This window comes from Ruegeria sp. YTSC106, assembly GCF_059609765.1.
In genome coordinates, this window is record NZ_JBXWMI010000015.1 from 48857 (window position 1) to 74101 (window position 25245).

Sequence of the window (25245 nt, forward strand, 5' to 3'; positions counted from 1 at the left end):
ACATATTGTGGAAACTCAGGGCTTGTCAGAGCTTTAACACGATATATAGTTATTAAAAGACCGGGGCGGGTGCTCCCCGCTCTGGTGTCACAAACGGGCAGCTGAGAGCGAGGAGCGATTCTGTGATGGACGGAGACTTCAGAACCGAATTTGTAAGGGAGCCGGGTACGCTCAAACAACACCCGGCCCTGGTTTTGAACGCCGATTATCGCCCCTTGTCCTATTACCCGCTGTCACTGTGGCCCTGGCAAGAAGCGATCAAGGCCGCCTGGTTGGACAGGGTGGATATCGTGGCTGAATATGACGAAGTCGTTCGCAGTCCGAGCACCGAAATCCGAATACCTTCGGTCGTTGTTTTGAAAGACTATGTAAAACCCAGAAAGCGCGTGGCCTTCACGCGCTTTAATTTATTTTTGCGGGATGAATTCCGCTGCCAGTACTGCGGCAGCCGGGACAACCTGACCTTCGATCATGTGGTGCCGCGGGCCGCCGGTGGTGTGACCAGTTGGCAGAACGTGGTGGCGGCGTGCAGCCCGTGCAACCTGCGCAAAGGATCAAAATCGCTGCGCCAGGCCCGGATGACCTTACGCAAGCCGCCGCGCCAACCTGATGCCGAAGCGCTGCGCAATATCGGACGGAAATTCCCACCGAACCACCTGCATGAAAGTTGGATCGATTTTCTTTACTGGGATGCAGAGTTGGATCAGTTCTAAACCGCCCGGGATTTCCACGCGGCCAGCCAGATCAGCACCAGTATGGCAGAAGCAACGGCGTTCCAACCTGCCATCGAGATGCCGAACATCTCCCAAGGGATGTCATCGCAACGCACCAAAGGCGCGGACATGATTTGATCGAACAGATCGTCAGTAGACAGGCCGCTGATGCTACCCGATGTGCAGCTGCTTGGACCTTCCCACCAGCCTTGCTCGACTCCGGCGTGAAATGCACCCACAGCCGAAGTCGCCGCCGCAGCTGCCGCGCCCAGCAACGGCAAGAAGCGCAGCCTGGGCAACACCAGCGCCACTGCGCCAATCGCGATGGCCACCGCATGAGGATAGCGCTGCCAGATGCACATTTTACATGGTGCAAGCCCGCCCAGATGCTGAAAGCCAAAAGCGGCCAGAAGAAGGGCCAATGATCCAAGACTTGCCAGTGCGACAAGTTGCGAACGTCTTGTCATAAGTATTTCACCACCAAAAATCCGCCAAACAGGAGGATGATGAACAGAGTGAACATTAGCCCCAGGCGCTTTTCGATGAAATCGCGTATCGGCTCACCGAATCTCCAGAGCAGGCCTGCGACAAGGAAGAACCTCAAGGCGCGGGCCAGAATCGAGGTCGCTATGAAGGTTCCAATCGGCATGCCGGTCCAACCCGACATAATGGTGATGACCTTGTAGGGGAAGGGGGTCACACCAGCGGCCAGAACGGCCCAGAATCCGAAGTCGTTGAAACGGGTATTGAATTCTTCCATGGCATGGGCTTTCCCCATGGATTCCAGAATGGGCTGCCCGATGCTTTCATAGAAAAACGCACCAATCGCATAACCCAGCATGCCACCCAGAACCGAAGCCACCAGCGCCACGGTTGCGATCAACCATGCCCGGGACGGGCGGGCCAGAATCATCGGAATCATCAACACATCCGGAGGGATCGGAAAAAACGAACTTTCGATGAAAGCCACGATGGCCAGCGCCCACAGCGCGTGAGGGTGTTCGGCCAGACGAATGGTCCAGTCATAAAGCAATCGTAACATAAAGCACTCAAATCCCGTTCTCGGTCTGGAGCTAAGCCAAACCATGCGTCTGACGGACCGTCAACAGCCGAGGTTGAAACAAATGGATTATTGGATGGTTTTTGCCTCTGGACCTTCGCTTGGATGAGCGCTAATTCAGTGTCCGTGGCCCAAGTGGCGGAATGGTAGACGCAGGGGATTCAAAATCCCCCGGTAGTGATACCGTGCCGGTTCGAGTCCGGCCTTGGGTACCAAAGTAAAAACAGAGGGTTAGGGAAACTTACCCTCTGTTTTTTCTTTTCGGGGTTTTGGCTTGCTCACACTTTCGACTTGAACTTTCACGTTCTGACCCCGTTCTGTTCCGGCAGCAAAAAGTGATTGCTCAATCGTGAGTCGTTGATCTCAAGTACGATTATGCGTGGCATGTCCTGCGAATTTGAAGCGAAGTGAAGACAGGCTGGTCATCCAGCTAACCTTGGCTGCAGGTGCTAAGTCAACTTCTTGAGCTCAAGCCGTCAGTGAAATCCGAGACCGCTGAGCTTTTTCAGCGAGCCCAGGTGCGGACATTCAGAAACGCCAAAGGCACCCGATTGTGACCTACGGTTTTAATGGAGAACAAAGGTTTCGTGGTGTTCTTGTCCAAACCTAATCACTCTCGTAATCAAGAAGATCTTCATAAGAATAGACTGAGGAGATTTCGCCCTCGAGACCCGAAACAAAATTGGGGTCTTTCGGCAAGCATCCGATATCGCAGATTTGTCGTACTTCCATTCGCTCCGTATCAACGTACCACAAGCGTCCGCCTGGCGTTGCTACAAAGCCGTCTATACCTTCATCTTCGTCTGCCTCAATGTCGGCAACGCTCGGAACTTCAGCACTGTATTCTGGGTCAAATCCCCCGTGCGTGTGGTAAGACAAGACAAGTGCCATGCCATCTTCATCTTGATCCCAAACGCAACTTTCATTGTCACCTGGCTGAGCTGCGGTGGCAACGAGTTTTCCGGCTGCATCATATGCAAGGTAGCCACAATATTCTGTGTCATTTTTGAACGAAATGCCCTGCAGGCTGGACAATGTCGCTTTCGCCAAGCTGATTTCTTCCTGTGATTGGGCCATGACGGCCACGGGCGACCAGAGTGTCAAAACCGCAATTACCGTACGAAAACAACACGTGGCATCACGCATACTGTTGGCAAGACCAAAATGATAAGCCGCGAACGGAATGCAAAGAACCAACAAAACAGTAAAAGTAATCTCAATCATATTTCCCCCCTATTTTCAAAACCCTACAATCCGCGCGGTTTGGAACTGCGAAGGCAACCAGCAGGCGTTCCACCTGTACCTGCGTAGGCCGTCAGTTTACATGTTCGATAACCCCACGCCGTCAAGCTTCTGTGGTCACTCGAAGTGTCTCTCTTCCATCGGAAAGCCTTACCCTTACAGGCCCCGTTCTTCGAGCTATGACAAAAAACAATATCGCAATGCAAAAAGTTCCGACCAGTATTGCCGCGATCAGTCAGGCGTCAATCCTGCTTTCCGACAATGTGATCGTCTTCAGGACGCTGCCCCTTATTTGTAGGCATCATTAAACAAAGTTGATAGAGTTTTGATCCCCCGCCTTCACGGGCGTGAGAGTTCGAGTCTCTCCTTGGTACCACACCCAACATATCAACCGCGAAGGCGTCAGCAAACAGCCCAGAAGCCTTGATCACACTGCTGACCCCGCCTTTGATCTTCATGTCGTATTTGAGGTGTTCTGTAATCTGCTACGAAAGCCACAACTTTCTCGTCCTGCATCAGCAGAAAGGTCATCTCATCTTCGACAGAATAGAACGCGGCTTCGACCTCGATCAAGCCGGTCCCGATGCACTACTTGTCAGATCCGCCAGAACGTTCAAGCGTGACATGCCCTCCGACCACATCCGAGACGCGGTTCGCGCTGTCTCGAGGTGAATTGCGCCGGAGAGAAGGTCAAGTGTTGGATTTGGAGCGTTCGGAGGGACCCACACTGTACCCGATGAAGTGATGGGGAAAGTTAAGGATTTAACCTCAAATATGCGAATTGACGCAGGTCAGGCAAGTGCTGGCCTTGACATTGAGGGTATCTGAATGAAACCTCACAAGGGTTGGGAGAAATTGGAAAATTCAAAGAGTTGTAGCCGTTGCGATGCGGGCCGGTTTGTATTATCGGCACGCTTCTCTGAGCAAGGCGATCAATCTGATTTCCAACTGCCAGACAAAAAAGTGGGAGTTAACAAATGAAAAACAGCAGCAAATTGAGCGTCGGCGCCTTCGTCACGGCAGCCCTTTTGGCTCCGGCGGCATATGCCGAAGAGTTCATTACAATCGGTACCGGCGGTGTAACCGGCGTTTACTATCCGACCGGCGGCGCGATCTGTCGTCTGGTCAACAAGGGCCGGAAAGAGCACGGCGTGCGCTGCTCGGTCGAATCGACCGGTGGTTCAGTTTACAACATCAACACCATTCGCGAAGGCGAGCTGGAGTTTGGTGTGGCCCAGTCTGACTGGCAGTACCACGCCTACAACGGCACCTCGAAATTCGAAGAAGCTGGTCCGTTCGAAGGCCTGCGCGCCGTGTTTTCGGTCCACCCCGAGCCCTTCACCGTCGTGGCCCGTGCCGATTCCGGCATCACCAACTTCGAAGACCTGAAGGGTAAGCGCGTCAACATCGGCAATCCGGGTTCCGGTCAGCGCGGCACCATGGAAGTCCTGTTGGGCGAAATGGGCTGGACCACCGACGATTTCGAACTGGCGACCGAGCTGAAAGCGGCTGAACAGTCGGCAGCCTTGTGCGACAACCAGATCGACGCGATGGTTTACACCGTTGGTCACCCCTCGGGTTCGATCCAGGAAGCCACCACAGCCTGTGACTCGGTTCTGGTGAACGTCAGCGGTGAGGCCGTGGACAAGCTGGTCGGCGACAACTCGTTCTACCGTACCGCAACCATTCCCGGTGGTATGTACCGTGGTTCGGACGGTGACACCGCGACCTTCGGTGTCGGTGCAACTTTCGTGACCTCGGCAGATGTATCGGATGATGCTGTCTATGCGGTCGTCAGCTCGGTCTTCGAAAACTTCGATGATTTCAAAAAGCTGCACCCGGCATTTGCGAACCTGAAGCCCGAAGAGATGATTGCGGACGGCCTGTCGGCTCCGCTGCATCCGGGTGCCGAGAAGTACTACAAAGAAAAAGGCTGGATTCAGTAAACCAGACCTGACGCAGGGCGCCCAAGGGCGCCCTGCACAAAACCCGTAAGAAACGGGGTTTAGATGGTCGAAAAATGGCCGCGACGGGGAGACATTTGATGAATTCCGACACTCAATCCAATCGTCCGCTTTCCGAAGAAGAGCTTCAGGATCTGGTTGCATCTTCTGACGCAGGAGGGCGCAATCCGGTCGGGAACGTGGGCGTTTTCCTGGCGATCGTGGCCGCGATCTGGTCAATATTTCAAGTTGTTCTGGCTTCGCCACTGGCGAACTATGTCTTGCCCGGAAGCGTCGTGAACAATGCACGGCAATTCCACCTGGCTTTTGCCCTATTTCTGGCTTTTGCGGCCTATCCGGCGCTCAAATCCAGCCCCCGGAACTATATCCCGATTCAGGATTGGATCATGGGATTGGTAGGTGCGTTCGTCGCGCTGTACGGCTACTTCTTCTACGACAAGATCGTCAATGCGGGCGGTTTGGCTGACGACACCGACAAATGGGTTGCGTTGCTTGGCTTGATCCTGCTGTTCGAGGCTGCGCGCCGTGCGCTTGGCCCGGCCATGGCAATCATTGCAACGGTATTTTTGGCTTATGTCTTTTTCGGTGCCTCAGAATGGGTGCCTGAAGTTATCCGCTGGAAGGGCGCGAGCCTGAAAAAGGCGATGAGCCACATGTGGATCACGTCAGAGGGCGTGTTTGGTATCGCACTGGGTGTTTCCACGAAATTCGTCTTCCTGTTCGTGCTGTTTGGCGCATTGCTGGATAAAGCGGGGGCAGGGAACTACTTTATCAAGATGGCCTTTGGGGCCCTGGGCCACCTGCGTGGTGGTCCGGCCAAGGCGGCGGTTGTGGGTTCGGCTGCGACCGGCCTGATCTCGGGTTCGTCGATTGCCAATGTTGTCACCACCGGCACATTCACCATCCCGTTGATGAAACGTGTCGGGTTCAGCAGTGAACAAGCGGGCTCGGTCGAGGTTGCCAGCTCGGTCAACGGGCAGATCATGCCGCCGGTGATGGGGGCCGCTGCGTTCCTGATGGTGGAATATGTGGGCATTTCTTACGTCGAGGTGATCACCCACGCCTTCCTGCCAGCCGCGATTTCCTACATCGCGCTGGTCTATATCGTGCACCTTGAGGCGGTGAAGCGGAACATGCCCACACTGGGCGACCGCGATGTGCATCTGGCGCGGACCGTGGTGGGGATGCTTGGGTTCTTCCTGGTTTTTGCAGGTCTTTGCTATGGGTCACAATTCCCGGTGGATGCCGTGACAAGCTTGGTGCCGTCGGCGGCCGGTCTGGTGCTGAGCCTGATTATCTGCGCGGTATATGTCGCCCTGCTGTATCTGGCTGCCCAGGTGCCTGACTTGGAACCGGACGACCCGAACGCAAAAGAGGTTACGCTGCCGGTTATCGCCGATATCTACAAGGCAGGTCTGCATTACCTGCTGCCGATCATCGTTCTGGTTTATTTCCTTATGATCGAACAGAAGTCACCGGGCCTGTCTGCCTTCTGGGCCACATCGCTGCTGTTTGTCATCCTGCTGACGCAGAAGCCGCTGAAAGCGATGTTCCGAGGGCAGAGCAACCTCTACAACAGCTTTATCGATGGTGTTGCTGACCTGTGGCAAGGACTGATCGACGGGGCACGCAACATGATCGGCATCGCGCTTGCCACGGCAACCGCAGGCGTGATCGTGGGAACCGTCACGTTGACGGGTGTTGGTCAGGTGATGGCCGATCTGGTCGAGTTCCTGTCGGGCGGCAATCTGATAATGATGCTGGTCATGGTCGGGCTGCTCAGCCTGATCCTGGGCATGGGTTTGCCGACAACGGCGAACTATATCGTTGTCAGCTCGCTGATGGCTGGGGTGGTTGTTGAACTGGGTGCGCAAAGCGGGCTGATCGTTCCCCTGATCGCCGTCCATCTGTTCGTTTTCTACTTCGGGATCATGGCCGACGTGACACCTCCGGTCGGACTGGCCAGCTTTGCCGCTGCGGCTGTGTCGGGCGGCGATGCAATCAAAACCGGTTTCACGGCGTTCTTCTACAGCCTGCGTACCGTGGCGCTGCCCTTTGTCTTCATCTTCAACACAGATCTCCTGCTGATCGATGTAACGTGGGTTGAGGGGATTCTAGTCGCCATTTTCGCGACCATAGCGATCCTGGTGTTTACGGCTGGAACGATGGGGTATTTCCTGACCCGCAGCCGGATCTATGAAAGCATCGCCCTGATTTTCGTGGCATTCGCCCTGTTCAGGCCGGACTTCTTCATGGACCGCATCGCGCCTCCATTCCAAACGGTTGATCCGGCCGCGTTCGAAGAGACAATCGGTCAAACTCCGCCCGGAACGGAGGTACGGTTGGTGGTTTCCGGACCTGATTTCGACACGCTCGAGATGGTGGATACCACCGTCGTCGTCACCGTCGGAGAAGAGGAAGGCGGAGCCGCACGGGTCGAGGCTATGGGCCTGCTGTTGATCCCCGAGGACGGGTTGGTCAAGCTTGAAGAGCCGCTGTTCGGCACACCTGTGGCCGACGATCTGGGAATCTTCGATTACTATGGGGATGAGGCCGTGCGCCTGACTTCGGTCAGTCTGCCGTCGAGCCAGCCGCCGAAGCAATTGGTTTATATCCCGGCGATGATCCTTCTCGGCCTTATCGCTTTCCTGCAACGCGGTCGTGCCGCAAGACAAGGAGTGCCCGCATGACACGTTCTGTTCTGTGTGCCGTTGATATCAGCAACGGCGAGATTGATGCGCCGGTCCTGAAAAAAGCAGCTGCGCTGGCCGATATGGAAGGGGCGCAACTTGACGTCGTGACCGTGTTGCCTGATTTTGGGGAAAGCTGGGTGTCGGGTTTTTTTGAATCCGGTTTTCACGACAAGGCATTGGAGGAAGCGCAAGCCAAGCTGACTGCGCTGTGCGTATCGACCCTGGGTGCTGAGCGAAACAAAAAAATCCGCCATGTCGTAGCGACGGGAACAGCCTATCAGGAGATCCTGAAAACGGCCGAAAGCGCCGGTTCCGACCTGATCGTGATCGGTGCTCACAAACCGGACTTCAAGGATTACCTGCTTGGTCCGAACGCCGCGCGCGTGGTGCGGCATTCCAACGTTTCCGTTTACGTGGTGCGCTGACCGCGAAATCATATCCAGTACGCAACTGTGTTGAAACGCCGACGGCAGCCCGCTGCCGTCGGATAGTTCAGGAAGCATCTGTGCAGCAGCTGTTTCAGTAGCCTGTCATTTCCAGATAACCAACGCCTTCGTGGCTGCCTGTGACTGTAACCGGGCCTTCCCAGTATTCGAAACGCGTACCCATCCACGCGTCTGGCGTCAGGGCAGTTACCGCGACGTCTATGCCTCGACTTGAAAGCAGGACGCGCCACTGCGTCGGGACTTCGCGCCCGGCGACCTGATCGGTCGCAAGCGGCTCAAGCCTGACGGATCCGTTGGGGATCGCCTCGGTACTGCCGTCTGAATTGATCCATGTGGCCGAAGTAAAATCGCCACGACTGCCGCGCAGGCGAAAGGCCATCAGTTTGTCTCCGTCCTCAAAGCTGAGAGAAAACCAATCCCAGCCGGTTTGATCCTCGGCCAGGGGTTGCGAAGACCATTCCCGGTCCAGCCAGCCCTGACCAGTGACGCCCATATCACCGTCCGGCAGATGCAGAACGCCCTCAACTGAGTAGAAGGGCTGCGAATAATAATAGCTGGCCTGCCCGTTGGCTGATTTGACCGAATGGCCAGCGTTGCCGTGAAACACCAACGGGCCTTGTGCCGTCAGCGCAAGATCATACCCGAACTCTGTGCCGTTTGCTGTCAGGGTCAGGGTGTCAAGATCAGGTCCGGCCATGCGCCATTCGTCGATCCAGGCCTCGAACGGTTGCGCCGTAACCCCTGCCTGCCCGATCCCCCCACGCGACAGGCGTTCAGCAAAGTAATGGGCTTTGGGCGTGGTGGCCGCTGCATGGCCCATCCAGATTTGCGGGCTTTGCCAGCCATAAGCTTCAAACGGTTTCAGGGCGGACCGAAAAAGGGTCCATTGAATGCCATAGTCGCGCCCGTCTTCGCCTTTGAGGTTGGCCGTTAGATACCACCACTCGATCCTATAGGCGGGATGAGGTCCATGGTCTTTGGGAAAGTCGAATTCGAACCCCGCCTGTGGTATCTCGAATCCTTCGGCCAATCCTCCAAGACCAGCATAGCCCTGTGCCCAAAGCGGCGATGGGCACAGAAGCGCAAGAACGACCAAAAGGGCTTTAACGTTCATTGGCGAACACTCTCAGCAGATCGGCAGGGGGCAGACGCAACATACGCAGCGCGGGCAGGGTGGCGGCAATCAGGGCGGCCAGCAGGGTCAGCAGGAACAGCCAGAGCCAATCCCACGGGAAGACGAACATCGGTAGCCGCCAGCCAAAGGCCTGTACATTGATCACTGCCAAAAGAACCCAGGCAAGGATCAGACCCAGCGGCAGTGCCAGACAAGCGGTCAGAGCGGCAAGCAACACGCTGCGTAGCAGCTCCAGCTGTGCCAATTGGGTCCGGTTCAGCCCCAGTGCCCAAACCGGGGCGATTTGCGGCAAACGTTGTGTCCACAAGGTCAGCAAGCTTGTAAGTATGGCAAAACCTGCAACGCCCAAGGTCAGGATATTCAACGCGGAAGTGACGACAAAGGTTTTCTCGAAGATTGCCAGCGATTGAGCCTTCATGGCGGCCTGCTGAACCACGCCCTGACGCGGCAGGGCGAAACGGTACCGCAAGGTTTGCGCCATTTCACTCGCCTGCTCGGGGTTCAAACGGATGCCAAACCGTCGGGTCTCTGCCCCCGGCGCGATGCGGTCAAGCTGGGCCATCGAAACAATGGCTTGCCCGGTCGGGTTTCCATAATCCGAATACACCCCGGCTATGGTCAACGCGTGATCCGGGGATAGCGTCAGCGTATCTCCGGGCCAGAGGTTCGCGCGCCGTGCCAGTTGTTCGTTGATCAGAACCGCGTCTCCGGCCATGACGTCTTCCCAAACGGTCGCGGTTGCCGAAATCAAGGGCCAGTGCTGCCGATAGGTCGGATCATCTACGACCCCGTACAAGAACAATGGTCCTGTCTCGAGCGACAGTTCCACGTTGCGAATTGGCAGGATGGCGTCGACCTGTGGTCGCAGCCACTCGGTGATCTCGCGCCCTTGTTTTTCGTCACGGACGGTCAGGTAGAGCTCCGAAGTCAGGCGTTGGTCGAGCCAGCCGACAAAGGTCAGCCGGAAACTTGAAACCATTGTGCCCACACCGATATTTGCTGCAAGCGCAAGCAACAGGGCCATCAGAGCAAGAGACAGCCCGGGCAATTGTGCACGCATGTCGGCCCAGACCCACTGCGCCACGGCACCGCGTGCCCTGTGGGAAAAGACAGAAAGCGCGAAGGTCAGAAGCGATGGTAACAAAAGGGCAGCACCGGTCAGCAACCCGGCCAACAGAATGAAGCCGGCCACCAATCCACCGATGCCGAGATAGGCGATAGTACCTCCGGCGATCAGTGCCACGCCAAGTAAACCTGCCAGATGGCGTGCGCCCGCGTTGTCCTGCCAGGCTTGGACACCAGGCCCTGCCAGCAGAGGCATACGAGATAATCGCCACAGCGCATGGCCACTGGCGATCAGGGTGCCGAAGAATGCCATGGCGATCCCGGCAAATACCCAATGCGGATGCATCGTCAATTCTCCGGTCACAGGGGCACCGTACAGGCCGCGCAGGGTCGCGGCGACATCGGGCAACAACGCTCCGGCCAGAAAGAAACCAAGCAGCAACCCCATAAATCCACCGATAAGGGCCAGAACCGTCAGCTCAGTCAGGATCAAAAAGACCAGCCGCCGCATGGAAACACCCAGCGCGCGCAATGTGCGGATCATGCCGCGGCGTTGGGTAAAGGCCAGCCCGACAGTACCGTTCACGATGAACAGGCCGACGGCAAAGGATAACAGACCAAAGGCAGACAGGTTCAGGTGAAAACTGTCCGTCAATCGTGCGGTATCGACTTGCGAGGAGGGGCCGGAGCGCTCCAGTTCAGGTGCGATCTCGGTCAGGGGGGGGCGATCACGCGGTTGATTGGGCAGGACAATGAGGCGCGAAATCAAACCGGGTTGGTTCAGCAAGGTTTCCGCTACGCCGATATCTGTCAGAATAACATCAGGGGGCAGCGCCGTGGTGAATGAAACTGGAGGAAGGTTGCTTTGGTCGCGGAACAGAGGCGCGAGTTCTTCCGCGATCAGGAGGCGCCCCGGAGCGGTCAGCATGTCAGCGGGCTCGGGCGGCGCGACGCTTTGCTCTGCCTCGGTCATAGCTGGCAAGGCGGGGTAGGCGACCATGTCCACGCCCATCAGACGCAAAGTGCGGCCTGCGATCCGATAGGGGCCTTCCAGAACGGCCGCTACCTGCCAGCCTGAGCGACGCAGATCAACGTAACGAGTGACCGGGATCAAACCAGATGGATCGTGCAGTTCGTCGAACTGTCCAAGGGCGAGTTGCGCGTTGGCCCGGGCATAGCTTACACGTGCTTCGGCATTGATGGCCTGAACCGCGGACCAAAGACCCGTGGCCAACGCGATGCCTGTCAAAAGCGTCGCAAGTTGCAACCAGTGCACCCGCCAATGTGACATCAAAGCCTGAATGATGGCAGTTGTCATTGGATGCGACCACCGCATAGCTGGACGTTTCGATCCAAGCGGGCCGCTATCTGTTGGGAATGGGTGACCAACAGAAGTGCTGCGCCGGTATCGGCCACCAGTGCCAACATCAGATCCAGTACTTTTGCGCTGGCGGTTTCATCCAGATTACCCGTGGGCTCATCCGCCAGTAGCAGTTTCGGGCGCGCAGCCATCGCACGACCAATCGCCACCCGTTGCTGTTGCCCGCCGGACAGGTTTTCGGGATATCGGTCCAAAAGATCCGACAGGCCCAGACGTTCGATCAGCTGTGCGGTCCACCCAGCATCTTCGGCACCGGCAAGGCGGGCATGAAACGAGAGGTTTTGCGCAACGGTCAGGGATGGGATCAGGTTGAACTGCTGAAACACCAGCGAGACCTGCCTGCGCCTCAACTCGGCCCGACCGGCATCGTCCAAAGGGGACAGAGGCGTACCGTTCAGAGTGATTTCACCGCTGTCGAAACAGTCGAGTGCAGCGGCAAGGTTTAACAGAGTGCTTTTGCCACTGCCGCTTTCTCCGGTCAGGGCCAGAGTTTGCCCGTGATCTAGGGTCAGCGACACGTCACGCAGAACCGGACGCCCGCCGGGATAGGTTTTCTGAACACGGTCGATGGTCAACAGCATGATCTGGCCTTTTTCTTCCAAGGATGTGCAACGGAATTCCAAACTGTCCAGTGCGGACCCGCACCCGGTTCCATTCGCCGCAGGTTGTCATCACGAGCGCCGGGGTTGTGCCCTGCACCTCAAAGGGTCATTCTGCCCGGACGGTCCACTATCGTAAATCAGGATGAAAAACATGACGTTGCTGCATCAGATCGTTTTGGGCAGTACTTTTCTGGCGCTCTGCTTCGTGGTCGAGATTCTTTTGTTAACCTGGTGTACTGTCACGATCATTAAACGAGATGAGAAATGGTCCGCCAAAGGAGTGTTTTTCGCAACGGCAGCACCGATCGCAGTGTCTTTGGCGTTTATCGTTGCCACGCATACGATTCAGGTCTGGATCTGGGCCATCGTATGGGTGTTGCTTGAGGTTCTGCCGGATTGGAACTCGGCCATCTATTTCTCGTTGGTGACGTTTACCACTCTGGGATACGGCGATATCGTTTTGGGCGAAGGTTTGCGTATCTTCGGATCTTTTGCCTCGGTTGCAGGTCTTTTGGCTTTTGGTCTGTCGACCGCTTATCTGGTGGCGATGATGACGCGCGTCTTTCAGGAGAAATTCTTTTCCTAAAGGATTGGCGCAAACAACCGCGCCAAGGGGGCGCCAAACCGGATATACGGTGGTTGCTGGGTCGAACTGCGCGTCAATTCATAGCTTGCCTCGAAATCCGCACGCAGCATGTGATCAACAGCCAGCGCTGCGCGAGAATCGAAAAACAGGGCCATCGCCTCAAAGTTCAGCCGGAAGGACCGGTTGTCCAGATTTGTCGTGCCGACCGCGGCCAGCGTGTCGTCAACCACCAACACCTTCTGATGCATGAAGCCGTCCGTATAACGGAACACACGCACGCCGCAGTCGCGGATTTCGTCGAAATAGGCAAAAGCAGCCAGCCAGGGTAGCCGATGGTCAATCACATCCGGGACAAGGATACGAACGTCCACCCCGCGCATCGCTGCATGTTGCAGGGCGGTCATGACGTCGATGTCTGGCACAAAATAGGGCGATGCGATCCACAATCTTTCTTTCGCCTCTGCGATTGCCGAAAAGAACATCATCGCGCCGGTTTCGGTTTCGTCTCCGGGTCCGGTGGCCACCAATAGGGCATTCATGTCTTGCTCGGCCACGCTACCTGCCCAGTCGAGGTCATCAATCAGGTCTTCATCACGGGCCCAATGCCAGTCTTCGGTGAAGATGAGCTGCAATTGCCGGACGATGTGGCCGGTCATTTTGATATGCGTGTCGCGCCAATGGCCGAAATGCGGGTCTTCTCCCAGGTATTCAACGCCCACGTTGTGACCGCCGATAAAACCTGTTTCACCGTCGATAACGACGGTTTTGCGGTGATTTCGGTAATTCAGCTGAAACCGGAAATTCGGGCCGCGTTGACGGCGAGGGTCGGCCACGTCAATTCCCGCATCGCGCATCGTGTCCAGGTAGGTGCTTGGCAACCCATAGCTGCCGACAGCATCGATCATGAAACGGACATGCACCCCACGTTTCGCGGCCTCGATCAGCTTGGTCTGAAGCTTGCGGCCCAGCGCGTCGTCTCGGACGATGTAGAACTGGATCAGGATATAGTTCTTGGCCTCGTCTATCGCCTCGAAAATGGCGTCAAACGTTGCCTGACCATCGATCAGGAGCTGTGCTCCATTGCCACTGGATACCGGAAGGTGGGCCAGAAACTCGAATGGTCGTGGATTGATCGGCATCGTGGACGGATCAGGTCGGGAATAGTCGGCAAAGGTCTTGATCCCTTCGACCACCCGTTCGCTTTGCTGGCGCGAGATGCGATAGCCGCGAAACCTGTGGTGCCCCAGAAACAGGTACATCGGCACCGCAAAGACTGGCGCCGATACCAAAAAGACCACCCAGCCAACGGCTCCTTGTGGGGTGCGCGCGGTTTGTGCAGCGCGCACCGAAAACACAAATGCAGTTGCATATAGCGAAAAAACAAAGATGGATACAAGCAATGTCCACATGGGCGGTAAGTCTTTCGGGCCGTTCAGTTTCCTCCAGTGTAGACCCGCGACCAGTCTTTCGCCATATCGACAATGACCCAGCCTTTGTCTGGCCCCTGATCCAGACCGTCAACCAACCGCCCAATCGGGCTTTCCCGATCATAGGCCCATTCCCGCTCGGCATCCGTATGGTGGATCAGAACCCCCAGACGTGGTCCGTCGCCTGAGGTTGTCCAGTCCAGCATTGCGAAATCTCCATCTGAATTTCCGCCGGCCAGAATGGGGCGTTTGCCGATTGTGCGTTCGATGTTGATGGGTTTGCCTTCCTTGTCGTCGATGAAGGCAATCCCGGGGGCCTTGACGACAGTCGGGACGCCATCGACATCTTCGAAGGTCGAATTTCCATAGGTGCCCAGAATCTGTTCCGGCGGGATGCCATAGGCCTGTTCCGCAAAGACCCGCATGAAGTGAATGCCGCCGCCCGAGACAATATAGGTCTTGAACCCTTCGTCCCGCAGATAGCGCAACAGCTCGACCATGGGCTGATAGGTCATCTGGTCATAAGGCAATCCGGTGTCCGGGTGACTGGCTTCGGCCAGCCATTGCGCGACTGCTGCCTGAAACGCCTCGACAGTGGTTCCGGAATGCGATGCGTTGACGACTTCGATCAAAGCATCGTGACCGCCTTGAAGAACGGTCGCAAGATCACCTTCGGCAGCGGCTTTCAAAGCAGGTGTGGACAGGATCGAAGGATCCTGTTCCGCCAGCTCAGAAAGCCTGTCCATGGCGAAAATGAACTGGAAATACACCGGCTGTTCAGCCCAGAGTGTTCCGTCATTGTCGAATACTGCGATCCGGGCTGCCGGGGTTACATAGCTTGCGTTTTCAGGGTCCGTCACCGCCTCGACAAATTCAACGATACGGTCCCGCGTTTCCGAGTCCGCCCATGAGGGCAGCGGATCTGCGGATGCCGTGACGCTTGCAAATCCATTCAGTACGACTGCAACAGCCAATGCTAGGGGCGCTCTTGTCATGGCTTGTTTCCTTCGACGCATGTTTTGGTAAAAATACCGTTGTCAAAACAAGAAACCCGCAGCGCCGTTCAGGTGCTGCGGGTTCAGGTGTCGCGAATTTACTTGGAGCCGACCTGACTGAAGATCTTGTCCTTGGCGTCGCCAATCGTAAAGCTGCCCGGCTTCTGACGCGGAGGGAACTCTTCGAATGTTTCCAGGAACTTGCCCACATATTCTGCCGCAGGCAGCAGCAAATAAACACGGTCTATATACCAATCCCAATAGGTGTTGGAAGTGATATTGGCCCGCTCGTACGGATCGCGGCGAAGGTTGAAGAGCAACGGAATACGCAGTTCGGTCCAGGGCTCAGCCCAGGCTTGCAAAGTCTGCGGATAGCGGTGCTCAAGAAACACTGCTTTCCAGTCATCATACCGCAACGCAGTCAGGTCACCATCGTCAGAGAAGTAGAAAATCTCGTGACGCGGGCCTTCATCTGTTTCACCGGTCAAGTAAGGCAGGAAGTTGTATCCATCCAAATGCACTTTGTAGTCTCGTCCGCCGCCAACTTCGGCTACGGTGATCCCTTCAAGCAGCTGTTCCTTGATGTCTGGATTTCCCGCAACCGCCAAATAGGTCGGCAACCAGTCCATGTGATGCATGATCTCGTTGCTGACCGAGCCGGCGTCGATTTTGCCGGGCCAGCGTACCATTGACGGAACACGCCAACCGCCTTCGTAGTTGGTGTTCTTTTCACCACGGAACGGTGTCATTGCCGCATCCGGCCAGGTGTTCATGTGCGGGCCGTTGTCGGTGGAATAATGTACGATCGTGTTATCCGCGATCCCAAGTTCATCCAGCAGGGCAAGGAACTGGCCGATATGCATGTCATGCTCGATCATACCTGCTTGGTATTCATCCATATGCTTGCCGGCGATTTCGTCGGCTTTCGTGCGCATTTCGTCTTTGACATGAGTACGGAAGTGCATTCTGGTGCCCGACCACCAAACAAACCACGGAACACCTTCTTCCGTTTTGCGCGTAATGAAGTCGAGCGCGGCCGCAACCGTTTCGTCATCCACCGTTTCCATGCGCTTTTTGGTCAACGGGCCGGTGTCTTCGATCATCCCGTCAGCACTGGATTTTATGACCCCGCGCGGACCGAACCGTTCGCGGAATTCCGGGTTTTGGGGGTAGTCTTCGTTTTCAGGCTCTTCCTCGGCGTTCAGGTGGTAGAGATTTCCGAAAAATTCATCAAACCCATGATTGGTCGGCAACATCTCGTCCCGATCGCCCAAGTGGTTCTTACCAAACTGACCGGTTGCATAGCCTTGAGCTTTTAGTAGGCCGGCAATCGTTGGATCTTCAACCTGCATGCCCTCTTTTGCGCCTGGCAAACCAACTTTGGACAATCCGGTACGGAACACAGACTGGCCCATGATGAACGAGGACCGACCAGCCGTGCAGGATTGTTCACCGTAATAATCGGTAAAGATCATGCCTTCTTTAGCAACCCTGTCGATATTGGGTGTCTGATATCCCATCAGACCCATGGTATAAGCCGAGATGTTGGATTGACCGATATCGTCGCCCCATATCACAAGAATATTGGGCTTTTGATCCTGCGCCCAGGCGGGCACGGCAAGGGCAACAGTTACGGTCGCCACTGCGAACCGGCGCAGTGTTCTGCGCCAATTATCTGCAATCATTCGTGGAGATGACATGAAGTGCTCCTGATTAATCGAGTCTTAACGACCCTGAAACGTGAAGTTTACTTGAAGCCGCTAGCTTATACTTTGAAGCTGCAAGCAAGTTGTTGATTGCCCGAATAAAAAACAGATACTTGTTCGAGCAGCGAACACAGCTATTTTATGCGATGAAACGTATCGAAAACTTATCATATGATCATTTTGAAAGATACAAATGTTTGATTCTGATGAGGATATGCGGATTCTGACCCAAACCGACTGGTTTGGCGCGCGCGATTCAAAGTTTCAGAATGATCTTATGACCGTCGCAATTCACAGAGCCTTCGATTCCGGAGAAACCCTTTACCACCACGGCGACCGGGCCAATGGTATTTTCGCGGTGCTTTCAGGCGCGCTTCAGATCACCGCACCTGCCGATGACGGACAGGAATTTGTCTTGCATCAGGATGGATCGGGTTTCTGGATCGGGGATCTTGCGCTTTTCGCCGAGGCGAAACGACTGGTGAGCGTCGTGACAACGCAAAAGACCCGCACGTTGTTTTTTCCCAGTTTCCGCGTGGAAAGATTGGTTCAGAAAAATCCGGAATACATTCGTGATTTTTATGCGTTGACCCATGAAAACATGAAGACGGCACTGCGCATCATGGCCAACCTTGCGGTTACGGGGTCTGAAAAGCGTCTGGTGCTGCGTCTGTTGCATCTTGACGAAGGCACTTTGAAATCAGATGGGTGGATTGTCGTGTCTCAGGAAGAACTTGCTGAAATGGTTGCGGTATCTCAGCCGACGTTGCACCGACATCTGCATCACCTGGCGGATCTGGGCCTCGTGGAATTGGGCTATGGCCGACTGAGGTTGATCAACAGGCGCAAACTGATCAGCAGCTGTCAAAGTTGAAACCTAGGGGTTGAGTGGCGGCAAGGATTCGCTCTTTCGTTCTTTTGAGCTGTTCAACGCACTTAGGTTTTGCATGGCAGCGTCCCAGTCTTCCGGGTCGTTTGTGGTGGTCGATGAATACCGCACTGCACCGATCTGCATCAGATTGCGTTCAAGATCCAGGGAACGCTCAGGGTGAGCGCTACGTGACTTCCAGAGATCCAATGCCTGATAAACCGCTGGCAAGTTTCGCGATTGCAAAGCTGCTCGCAGTGAATCGACGGCATATTTTTCCGAGGCAAGGTACTTGCGCTGCCGTTCAATTTTCCAGGTTTCATAGCGAGGGCGCAGAAATCGCCCAAAAGCCCAAAGCGCACATACAACAACGGAAAGAAAAAGAGCGGACTTGAGGATGGTTCGCGCGTCAGGCGGCTGTCGTTTGGGGGGAGCCAGTGTAAGCTGGTTCGGGGTAAGTGATGCCGTTTCGATCTGACCGGTGTCCAGATTGAACCAGTCGATCGAAACCGCCGACAATTGTATGTCGCCGCCATCTTGGGCGATGTACACGGTTTCTTCGACACGTTGCCCGGACAGGACGCCTCGGTCTTCTGTTTCTGAAAACCGGGGCTCTTTGGGATAGGCACGAAGCAGTGGGCTTTGATCTTGCGGCGTCAACGCTGGGATTGTCAGAGCTGTGGTGCCAGAGATCTGCGCGCTTATCTCACGCGTGATGGAATCGCCTGCCTGCATATCGGTCGGGCCGTCCAGCTTCTGATCAAGAGAGAAACCGGTTGCGATGATCAGCGGGTCAAGCCCTTGAGCACCATCTGGGATTTCTGCATTGAGCTGTATGGGAGGAAGCGTCACCGAAACCTGGACCGGTTCATTGGACTGCGGATCGGCAAATGTCACGACAACCTCTTGCGCTTCGAACGCGACCGGTCCTGGTGCCAACGGATACAGGCGATAACTGCGCTGCACCCCCGACCACGTCTCTCCGTCCACCGTTTCGCTTACCGGACCCGAAGCCCTTTCAGGCAGGCGAACCAGGATGTTTTGCTGCTCCAGTGATGGAAAGGTGGGCGGTTGCGGCATGAAGGTCGGAACCAGAACCTTGATGCGAACAATTGCGGGTTGGCCTACGATGACGGCTTCGTTCGGGACGTCTACTGACACCCGAGGTTGATAAGCTGAGCTGTCCTGAGCAGACACGGTAAGCGGCAGAAACAGAATCAAGACAGCAAGGTATCTCATTCTGTTTGCTCCTGATTATCCAATAGGAAACGGTTTTTCAGAAAATCCTGCATATCGGTGTCGATCATACTGATCCACTGGTCGGCGGACAGTGACTGCGGCCCGTCTTTGGCGGCTTGAACCGTGGTGTCACTGCCGCGTGCTGCGTCGTTGTCAAACACCGTATCATCTGCACCGATGCCAGCCTCTTCCCCTGTATCGGACTGTTCGCGCGTCGTTTCGACATAGTCCAGGATGGCTTTGGATACATCGAGATTATGCTGGGCTTCAGGCCAGTTGGGACGACGTTCCAAAGCTGCCTCGAACGCCGATATGGCTGGGCGATATTCGCGGTTTCTTATTCGGGCCATACCTTCGGCAAACGCAGCTTCCGGCGTGTCCAGCTTGGAAAAAACGGACGATGCCTCGGCGTATTGACCATCCCTGAGATAGGCATACCCCCTGTGATATGGGTCTTCGAACACCTCAGCCGCTTCACCAAACCGTTTTTGGTTCATCGCAATCTGGCCTTGTTGGTCGGGGGTGAAAAACCAGTCTCTCCATCCTTCTGCGCGTGCTCCGGATGTGGGCAACACAATCAAAGCCAGAATTGCCCATCGGACCACCCAGCCTTTTCGGAACCACAGCAGAGACAGCAGTGCAGCAGGCCAGGCCAGAATCCAGCCCTTATCCTGCCAGTCCAGGCGATCATCGTCATCCAGGGCGGCAGTATAGGCTGATTGAATACGGCGCGTCAGCTGAGTGACGTCCCGGTCGTCGTTCGAAAACGCCACCACCGATGCATTTTGGATGTTGTCCAACTGAGCAATTCGACCACCGACAGGCAGCATAGTGAGAAAGAAAATTTCAGTATTCGAGGAGCTTAACCCAGATACCTGAGATGGATCGAGGTCGTCGAGCACGAACAACACAGCGCCCGGGCTATCGCTGTCATTCAGAATGGACTGAGCCAACTCAAGCGCATCGGCTGCGGCATCGCCATCCTTCGGCATTACCGCGGGTGTCAACCCCTCAAGCAACGGACGGAGTATATTCGCGTCTTCTGTCAACGGGGCAACTCGGTGCGGCGTTCCTGCATATGCGATCAGGGCGGTTCGAGCACCGGCGCGTTCGTTGATCAGATCGGAAATCTTGAACCGTGCCCGATCCAGCCGGGATGGCGCAAGGTCCGAGCTTTCCATACTATCGGTGACTTTGAGAGCGATCACCAACGGGGCAGTGTCCGCGATCAGCGGGTTGGGTGCGCGTGACCACGTTGGACCTGAGGCCGCAAATATGACAAGCGTTGCAATGATCATCGCAACATCAATGGGCTGCGTGCGCCGGGTGTCTTCTTTGCCCAGCAACAAGGCTTCTGCAAGATGCGGGGCGATCCCTGTCGGCAGTTTGGTTTTTGCCAGCGGTTTGGATCTGATCCTCCACCACAGCGCAAGGATGGGGATGAGAAGCAGCAGGTAATAGCCTCGGATAAAATGGAAATCAGCCAGATCCATTGTCAGACGACCCCGCGGTGCCGCTGGGTGAAATGGAACCCGGCCATACTGACCATAATGACGATCGACGCAAATAGTAACGGAATATGGGCAAGGCTATGTTTGGGCCGATAGCTTTGTGTTTCCACAATTCTGGGGTTTAGTTCATCAATGCGTTCATAGGTCTGTTCGAGGGCCGAGGCGTCGTCGGCAAAGAAATACTCTCCGCCCGTACGCGCGGCTATGTCCTTCAAAGCCTCCAAATCCACACGATCTTCACCCGTTGCATTCGGGTCTCCGACACCAATCGTATAGACAACCACGTTCTTTTCCGCAGCAATTGCCGAGGCATTGACCGGTGTCATGCGACTGGATGTATCGGCGCCATCGCTGAGTACGATCATCAGGCGTTGCTCAACCTCGCTGGACTCAAAGGTTCGAATGCCAAGTCCGATAGCATCGCCCAAAGCTGTGTTCGGACCCGCCATGCCAACTTGAGTTTGGTCCAGGAACCCATTCAAACTGTTCAGATCTTCCGTGAAGGGCGCTTGAATGAACGCGCGTGTTCCGAAGATGATCAACGCCATCCTGTCGCCATCTCTTTCAGAGATGAACTGTTTCAGAACTTCTTTGACCGCCTCCAGCCTTTGCATCGGTGTACCGGACCCGGACTCGAAGTCCCGCTGATCCATCGAGCCAGAGATATCCAGCGCCAAAACCACATCTCGGGCAGATTTCTCTATAACGATGGGGTCGCCCAATCGTTCCGGACGGGCCAGCGCCAGAACCAGCAGAAGCCAAATCAATACCACGTTGGCGGTTTGAAGCCAGGCACGGCTGCGGATCATTGACCCGGATTTCGGCTCGGCGCCTGCTGCTTGCGCAACGCGGCGGAAAAACGGAATGCGAATAGACGCGGTTGTTTCCCGCCGGGGTGGAGCAATGGCGTAGACCAGCACCGGCAGCGGCAGCAGCAAAAACACCCACGGTGCAGAAAAGGAAACCATCACGTTCCCCGATGCAGTTTATGGGACTTGACCCAATGCCGAGCAAGTTGTGTCAAGGCGCGGTTTGGCGGAAGGTCCTTGTACGGCGCTTCGATCAGTGATTGCCCAATGTCAGATAAAAAGATTGTATCATCAGATGTTTGCGAAAGGAAATTCAGCCAATCATTCCCATGAATTCCTGCGACTTGCCTGCGCGGATATGCGACCAACGCGGTGCGGCGAAGGATTTCGGCAACTTTTGCCGACGTGATATCCGGGTTTGCCAGCTCTGCCAGCGCATGGTGTCGATACGCGTTTGCCTGTCTTCGTCGGACGAAAACAACACTGACTAGTACAACAAAGCCAACCAGAATAACAGCCAGCGCCAACCACCCCCATGTCTGCGGGAGCATCGAAACAGTCGCAGGTTCTGGTGTCGGCTCGAGCATATTCAGCAGATCAACCAGAGATTTCCCTGTCGTGTCGATGCTCATTTCTGCCCCCCGCGATGCCCGAACAGATACAGCAACTGATCCAGAGCAGGTTCCGCCGTTGTCAAAGGAACAACCGGAAAACCGTATCGCCGGGACCAAGTATGCAGTTGGTTCAACCTGTCTTCCATGGATTTGCGAATTTTCCCGGACAATTCGGGGTCGGCGCTGTCGATTTCGATCTGGTCTTTCCCGTCCGAGACCGTGAGTTTCAGATTGGGCGCCAGTACCTTGGCTGTTCTGTCAGAAATATTGAACACGATCAGATCGTTTGAGAACGCAATACGGCGCAGCAAGGACTCCGATCTTTCGTCAAGCCCGTCACAGTCGGAAAACAGGCAAACCAGCCCGTTGGTTTGGGACATACGCGCGGCTTCGGACAACATGTTATTCAAAGCCACGGTTGGTTGCGGGTTCAAGGCAGCGTGCAAGGCCGAATTGGCAGCCCCGATTGATGACAAAAACCGCATAAGCGCCGCAGCGCGGCGCTGTGGCCTGTGTTCTGCAACGCTCGTGTCGCTGAAGACCAGGCCTCCAACACGATCGCCCTGATCGAGAACGCGATGCGCAGTGATTGCGGCAGCTTCGGCAGCGATGACCGACTTCATGTACACTTCTGTTCCAAAAAACATCGAAACGCGCTGGTCGACCAGCAGCAGGGCAGGGCGGTCTCGTTCCTCGGTATAGACCCTAACATGGGGCTCCCCGGTTCGCGCCGTGACTTTCCAGTCAATTGTGCGGATATCGTCGCCCGGTTGGTAGTTTCGCAATTCTTCGAAGTTCAGGCCGCGTCCGCGCAGGCGTGATGCGTGTGTTCCATTCAGGATCGACCGGGCGGGCTGACGTGGCAAAAAGCTCAGAGCACGAGAATGCGGTTCCAGACGCAAGAGGTGATCCGCACTGACGTGAATGCGGGGATCATCGGGATATGTTGAGGATTGATGCACCCGGCCAACCCGAACCGTCAGGGCAGCGCGACGAGACGCAGGATTTCCGCGATCACGTCATCTGCCGTTTTGGCGTTCCCCTGCGCCTCAAAACTCAGCGTGATGCGGTGACGGAACACGCCATGTGCTATGGCTCGAATATCCGCAGGGTCCACATAATCGCGCTGGTTCATCCACGCATGCGCTCGACCGCATTTGTCCAATGCCAATGAGGCACGCGGGCTGGCGCCGATTTCGATCCAGCTGGCCAGTTCTTCGCTGAGCGCCGCAGGCGTCCGGGTCGCCTGAACCAGATCGGCCATATAGCGGTCCATTGCATCCGAAACATGGATCTGCCCAATTTCCGAACGCGCTGCAAAAACGGCGTCCTGCGGGATCGTCGGTGGTGGCTCGCTTGACGCGCCTTTCCCGGCCGCGATCTCCTCGCCCCGTACCATTCGGATCACTTCAACCTCATCCTCGACCGGCGGATAGGTGATCTGAACATGCATCAGGAACCGGTCCATCTGCGCTTCGGGCAGGGGATAGGTGCCTTCTTGTTCAATGGGGTTCTGGGTTGCCATCACGATGAACAATGGTTCCATTTTGTGGGTGGTTCCAGATACCGTGACCTGCCGTTCTTCCATCGCTTCCAGCAAAGCGGCCTGCACCTTTGCCGGTGCCCTGTTGATCTCGTCAGCGAGGACGATGTTGGCAAAGATCGGACCGGGTTCAAAGCGAAAGGTGCCGCCCTCATCACTCTGTTGAAACACCTCGGTTCCCGTCACGTCTGAAGGCAGCAGATCAGGCGTGAACTGGATCCTGCTGAAATCCGCATCCAGATTGCGTGCCATCGCCTTGACTGCACGTGTTTTGGCCAATCCGGGCAGACCTTCGATCAGAAGGTTTCCGTTGGCCAGCATCCCAATCAGCAGTCGGTCGATGACCTCGGTTTGCCCGATGATGGACTGGCCCATGCGGGCCTTGAGATCAAGTATCTGATTAAGTGCATTCATGGGTGGTGGTCCAATCGGTGCCAAACTGGAAGAATTGAAGTGATAACGGAACAGGGGTTAAGCCGGTCAGGAATATCCCGAAATGTCGGAATGTTAGCAGGCTTTGACGGACCGATCTACTGTGAATGCCTGGCGGTGAGGTGGCGCAAATCGTTCCTCAGTTCCTGTCGTATGGGCCCGATGTTTGGCGCGTCTCGCAAACTGTCCAGCCAGTGGGGTTGAGGCGCCTGTCCTGCGGCCCTGCTCCAGGTCAGATCCCGCAGGATTTTCTGTGCACCGACGTCAAGTGTGTCAGGAACTTCGAAATCATTCAGGGTGGCCCAAACGCCGCTCCACAAGCGTCCCACGGACCAGGGATTGTATCCACCGCCACCCAGAACCAGAAAACGAGGCGAAAGAGACTTCAGCGCGGCGACCGTTCGCCAATGCGCGTTGTTGGACAGGGTCAAACGCGAAAGCGGGTCTTCGGCCACGGCGTCGGCTCCGCATTGCAGGACAATCGCTTGCGGTTTGAACGCTTCGGTCGCTGGCAGGATCAATTGATCCAGAATGGCGGCAAATTCGTCGTCGTTCAGATGTCTTGGAACGGGCAGGTTGAAGGCCGCGCCACCGGCGTCTTCCTCAAGTTGGCCCGTGAACGGCCATCGCCGCGCCTCATGGACCGAGATCATCCGGACTCTGTCCGACCCGTGAAACGCAAGTTCAACCCCGTCGCAATGATGGGCGTCGATGTCGACATAGACCACGCGCTCTATGCCAGTGTTCAAAAGGGACTGTATCGCCAGAACCGGATCATTCAGATAGCAAAACCCGTTCGCCCGGTCCGCAAGGCCGTGGTGTGTACCGCCCGCAGGGTTGAAAACGATCCCGCCGTCCCGGATCAGTTCGGCGGCCAACATGGAACCACCGGCAGCGGTTGCAGGTCGGCGGTACATCTCGGCGAAGACCGGGTTCGACAGAGTCCCCAAACCGTATCTTTTCCGTGTTTCGTCCGTGACATGCTGGTCCGCTTCCGCCTTTTGCAGGGCGGCGATATAGTCCGGCGTATGAAACGTTTCCAATACACCGGGTTTTGCGCAGGGGCTGACGCGGTAGTTCTCGGACGTCAACCAACCCAGTTCGCGACACAGATCGATGACGGTTGAAACCCGCGGGATGGCCAGCGGGTGCTTTGAACCGTAGGTCGAGTTGCGGTAGATATCCGATCCGATGAAAAGGGGGCGCTTCATGAC

Annotated in this window: 22 protein-coding genes and 1 tRNA gene; 7 read left to right on the forward strand and 16 right to left on the reverse strand. The window is 55.9% G+C overall.

The genetic code is table 11. The features are described from left to right. The first annotated feature begins 125 nt into the window (after window positions 1-125). Window positions 126-713: an HNH endonuclease gene (locus AC2FEB_RS18340; protein ID WP_117868868.1), complete on the forward strand. Its 588-nt coding sequence runs from the start codon at window positions 126-128 to the stop codon at window positions 711-713. Here the strand turns inward: AC2FEB_RS18340 and AC2FEB_RS18345 are convergent. Both AC2FEB_RS18345 and AC2FEB_RS18350 read right to left on the reverse strand, forming a co-directional pair. Continuing rightward, the gene (locus AC2FEB_RS18345) at window positions 710-1180 is read right to left on the reverse strand and encodes a disulfide bond formation protein B (protein ID WP_117868869.1); all 471 of its coding nucleotides are present in this window, start codon (window positions 1178-1180) and stop codon (window positions 710-712) included. The two genes, AC2FEB_RS18340 and AC2FEB_RS18345, sit on opposite strands and share 4 nt — an antisense overlap. Beyond that, window positions 1177-1755: a YqaA family protein gene (locus AC2FEB_RS18350; RefSeq protein WP_496884251.1), complete on the reverse strand. Its 579-nt coding sequence runs from the start codon at window positions 1753-1755 to the stop codon at window positions 1177-1179. Before AC2FEB_RS18350 ends, AC2FEB_RS18345 begins: the two co-directional genes overlap by 4 nt. A gap of 147 nt (window positions 1756-1902) precedes the next feature. Here AC2FEB_RS18350 and AC2FEB_RS18355 point away from each other — a divergent pair. After that, a tRNA-Leu gene (locus AC2FEB_RS18355) sits at window positions 1903-1988 on the forward strand. Window positions 1989-2379: 391 nt separating this feature from the next. On the opposite strand, the gene AC2FEB_RS18360 is transcribed toward AC2FEB_RS18355, so the two are convergent. Next, complete coding sequence (locus AC2FEB_RS18360) at window positions 2380-2997, reverse strand: DUF4329 domain-containing protein (protein WP_496676068.1); 618 nt, start codon at window positions 2995-2997, stop codon at window positions 2380-2382. A 995-nt stretch (window positions 2998-3992) separates the two neighbouring features. On the opposite strand from AC2FEB_RS18360, the gene AC2FEB_RS18365 reads away from it, so the two are divergent. From AC2FEB_RS18365 to AC2FEB_RS18375, 3 genes are all read left to right on the forward strand, one after another. Further along, the gene (locus AC2FEB_RS18365) at window positions 3993-4961 is read left to right on the forward strand and encodes a TAXI family TRAP transporter solute-binding subunit (protein WP_117868872.1); all 969 of its coding nucleotides are present in this window, start codon (window positions 3993-3995) and stop codon (window positions 4959-4961) included. Between the two features lie 98 nt (window positions 4962-5059). Then, window positions 5060-7669: a TRAP transporter permease gene (locus AC2FEB_RS18370; RefSeq protein WP_496676066.1), complete on the forward strand. Its 2610-nt coding sequence runs from the start codon at window positions 5060-5062 to the stop codon at window positions 7667-7669. Beyond that, window positions 7666-8097, forward strand: coding sequence for a universal stress protein (locus AC2FEB_RS18375; protein ID WP_496676064.1), 432 nt, complete (start codon window positions 7666-7668; stop codon window positions 8095-8097). Before AC2FEB_RS18370 ends, AC2FEB_RS18375 begins: the two co-directional genes overlap by 4 nt. A gap of 94 nt (window positions 8098-8191) precedes the next feature. On the opposite strand, the gene AC2FEB_RS18380 is transcribed toward AC2FEB_RS18375, so the two are convergent. From AC2FEB_RS18380 to AC2FEB_RS18390, 3 genes are read right to left on the reverse strand one after another with little or no spacing between them, the layout of a single operon-like run. After that, window positions 8192-9232, reverse strand: a complete 1041-nt coding sequence (locus tag AC2FEB_RS18380; protein WP_496884252.1) for a lipocalin-like domain-containing protein — start codon at window positions 9230-9232, stop codon at window positions 8192-8194. Continuing rightward, on the reverse strand, window positions 9222-11636 hold the full coding sequence (locus tag AC2FEB_RS18385) for an ABC transporter permease (protein WP_496676058.1): 2415 nt from the start codon (window positions 11634-11636) through the stop codon (window positions 9222-9224). Before AC2FEB_RS18385 ends, AC2FEB_RS18380 begins: the two co-directional genes overlap by 11 nt. After that, window positions 11633-12280, reverse strand: a complete 648-nt coding sequence (locus AC2FEB_RS18390) for an ABC transporter ATP-binding protein (protein WP_496676055.1) — start codon at window positions 12278-12280, stop codon at window positions 11633-11635. The genes AC2FEB_RS18385 and AC2FEB_RS18390 overlap by 4 nt, the downstream gene beginning before the upstream one ends. Before the next feature lie 172 nt (window positions 12281-12452). Here AC2FEB_RS18390 and AC2FEB_RS18395 point away from each other — a divergent pair, with 172 nt between their 5' ends. Further along, window positions 12453-12887 (forward strand): ion channel, encoded by a 435-nt coding sequence (locus AC2FEB_RS18395; RefSeq protein ID WP_117868877.1) that lies wholly within the window; start codon window positions 12453-12455, stop codon window positions 12885-12887. Here AC2FEB_RS18395 and cls read toward each other — a convergent pair. The 3 genes from cls to AC2FEB_RS18410 form a co-directional block, all read right to left on the reverse strand. Beyond that, complete coding sequence (gene cls, locus AC2FEB_RS18400; RefSeq protein WP_496676051.1) at window positions 12884-14296, reverse strand: cardiolipin synthase; 1413 nt, start codon at window positions 14294-14296, stop codon at window positions 12884-12886. The two genes, AC2FEB_RS18395 and cls, sit on opposite strands and share 4 nt — an antisense overlap. A gap of 23 nt (window positions 14297-14319) precedes the next feature. Then, window positions 14320-15309: an HAD family hydrolase gene (locus tag AC2FEB_RS18405; RefSeq protein WP_299893585.1), complete on the reverse strand. Its 990-nt coding sequence runs from the start codon at window positions 15307-15309 to the stop codon at window positions 14320-14322. Between the two features lie 98 nt (window positions 15310-15407). Continuing rightward, window positions 15408-17009, reverse strand: coding sequence for an arylsulfatase (locus AC2FEB_RS18410; protein ID WP_117868880.1), 1602 nt, complete (start codon window positions 17007-17009; stop codon window positions 15408-15410). A gap of 199 nt (window positions 17010-17208) precedes the next feature. Between AC2FEB_RS18410 and AC2FEB_RS18415 the strand changes: the two genes are divergently transcribed. After that, window positions 17209-17889, forward strand: coding sequence for a Crp/Fnr family transcriptional regulator (locus AC2FEB_RS18415; protein ID WP_496676049.1), 681 nt, complete (start codon window positions 17209-17211; stop codon window positions 17887-17889). A gap of 3 nt (window positions 17890-17892) precedes the next feature. Here AC2FEB_RS18415 and AC2FEB_RS18420 read toward each other — a convergent pair whose 3' ends face one another. The 7 genes from AC2FEB_RS18420 to AC2FEB_RS18450 all read right to left on the reverse strand — a co-directional run bounded on the left by AC2FEB_RS18420 (window position 17893) and on the right by AC2FEB_RS18450 (window position 25242). After that, a complete protein-coding gene (locus AC2FEB_RS18420; RefSeq protein ID WP_496676046.1) occupies window positions 17893-19122 on the reverse strand; it encodes a hypothetical protein in 1230 nt (409 codons plus the stop codon). Further along, entirely contained in the window at window positions 19119-20615 is a 1497-nt protein-coding gene (locus tag AC2FEB_RS18425) for a VWA domain-containing protein (protein WP_496676044.1), read from the reverse strand. Before AC2FEB_RS18425 ends, AC2FEB_RS18420 begins: the two co-directional genes overlap by 4 nt. A gap of 2 nt (window positions 20616-20617) precedes the next feature. Further along, complete coding sequence (locus AC2FEB_RS18430) at window positions 20618-21601, reverse strand: VWA domain-containing protein (protein ID WP_496676042.1); 984 nt, start codon at window positions 21599-21601, stop codon at window positions 20618-20620. After that, a complete protein-coding gene (locus AC2FEB_RS18435) occupies window positions 21601-22074 on the reverse strand; it encodes a DUF4381 domain-containing protein (RefSeq protein ID WP_117868885.1) in 474 nt (157 codons plus the stop codon). The genes AC2FEB_RS18430 and AC2FEB_RS18435 overlap by 1 nt, the downstream gene beginning before the upstream one ends. Then, the gene (locus tag AC2FEB_RS18440; protein ID WP_496676040.1) at window positions 22071-23018 is read right to left on the reverse strand and encodes a DUF58 domain-containing protein; all 948 of its coding nucleotides are present in this window, start codon (window positions 23016-23018) and stop codon (window positions 22071-22073) included. The genes AC2FEB_RS18435 and AC2FEB_RS18440 overlap by 4 nt, the downstream gene beginning before the upstream one ends. A 17-nt stretch (window positions 23019-23035) precedes the next feature. Beyond that, window positions 23036-24013, reverse strand: coding sequence for an AAA family ATPase (locus AC2FEB_RS18445; protein ID WP_496676037.1), 978 nt, complete (start codon window positions 24011-24013; stop codon window positions 23036-23038). Window positions 24014-24129: 116 nt separating this feature from the next. Further along, a complete protein-coding gene (locus AC2FEB_RS18450; protein ID WP_496676035.1) occupies window positions 24130-25242 on the reverse strand; it encodes an acetoin utilization protein AcuC in 1113 nt (370 codons plus the stop codon). Window positions 25243-25245: the final 3 nt, after the last annotated feature.

Bases quoted from the DNA above. Each gene is read 5' to 3' on its own strand.
- AC2FEB_RS18370 (WP_496676066.1), top strand. From the start codon at position 5,060: ATGAATTCCGACACTCAATCCAATCGTCCGCTTTCCGAAGAAGAGCTT.
- AC2FEB_RS18420 (WP_496676046.1), bottom strand. From the start codon at position 19,122: ATGAGATACCTTGCTGTCTTGATTCTGTTTCTGCCGCTTACCGTGTCT.
- AC2FEB_RS18345 (WP_117868869.1), bottom strand. From the start codon at position 1,180: ATGACAAGACGTTCGCAACTTGTCGCACTGGCAAGTCTTGGATCATTG.
- AC2FEB_RS18360 (WP_496676068.1), bottom strand. From the start codon at position 2,997: ATGATTGAGATTACTTTTACTGTTTTGTTGGTTCTTTGCATTCCGTTC.
- AC2FEB_RS18350 (WP_496884251.1), bottom strand. From the start codon at position 1,755: ATGTTACGATTGCTTTATGACTGGACCATTCGTCTGGCCGAACACCCT.
- AC2FEB_RS18415 (WP_496676049.1), top strand. From the start codon at position 17,209: ATGTTTGATTCTGATGAGGATATGCGGATTCTGACCCAAACCGACTGG.
- AC2FEB_RS18445 (WP_496676037.1), bottom strand. From the start codon at position 24,013: ATGAATGCACTTAATCAGATACTTGATCTCAAGGCCCGCATGGGCCAG.
- AC2FEB_RS18395 (WP_117868877.1), top strand. From the start codon at position 12,453: ATGACGTTGCTGCATCAGATCGTTTTGGGCAGTACTTTTCTGGCGCTC.
- AC2FEB_RS18340 (WP_117868868.1), top strand. From the start codon at position 126: ATGGACGGAGACTTCAGAACCGAATTTGTAAGGGAGCCGGGTACGCTC.
- AC2FEB_RS18450 (WP_496676035.1), bottom strand. From the start codon at position 25,242: ATGAAGCGCCCCCTTTTCATCGGATCGGATATCTACCGCAACTCGACC.
- AC2FEB_RS18380 (WP_496884252.1), bottom strand. From the start codon at position 9,232: ATGAACGTTAAAGCCCTTTTGGTCGTTCTTGCGCTTCTGTGCCCATCG.
- AC2FEB_RS18435 (WP_117868885.1), bottom strand. From the start codon at position 22,074: ATGAGCATCGACACGACAGGGAAATCTCTGGTTGATCTGCTGAATATG.
- AC2FEB_RS18375 (WP_496676064.1), top strand. From the start codon at position 7,666: ATGACACGTTCTGTTCTGTGTGCCGTTGATATCAGCAACGGCGAGATT.
- AC2FEB_RS18385 (WP_496676058.1), bottom strand. From the start codon at position 11,636: ATGACAACTGCCATCATTCAGGCTTTGATGTCACATTGGCGGGTGCAC.
- cls (WP_496676051.1), bottom strand. From the start codon at position 14,296: ATGTGGACATTGCTTGTATCCATCTTTGTTTTTTCGCTATATGCAACT.
- AC2FEB_RS18425 (WP_496676044.1), bottom strand. From the start codon at position 20,615: ATGGATCTGGCTGATTTCCATTTTATCCGAGGCTATTACCTGCTGCTT.
- AC2FEB_RS18405 (WP_299893585.1), bottom strand. From the start codon at position 15,309: ATGACAAGAGCGCCCCTAGCATTGGCTGTTGCAGTCGTACTGAATGGA.
- AC2FEB_RS18410 (WP_117868880.1), bottom strand. From the start codon at position 17,009: ATGTCATCTCCACGAATGATTGCAGATAATTGGCGCAGAACACTGCGC.
- AC2FEB_RS18390 (WP_496676055.1), bottom strand. From the start codon at position 12,280: ATGCTGTTGACCATCGACCGTGTTCAGAAAACCTATCCCGGCGGGCGT.
- AC2FEB_RS18365 (WP_117868872.1), top strand. From the start codon at position 3,993: ATGAAAAACAGCAGCAAATTGAGCGTCGGCGCCTTCGTCACGGCAGCC.
- AC2FEB_RS18430 (WP_496676042.1), bottom strand. From the start codon at position 21,601: ATGGTTTCCTTTTCTGCACCGTGGGTGTTTTTGCTGCTGCCGCTGCCG.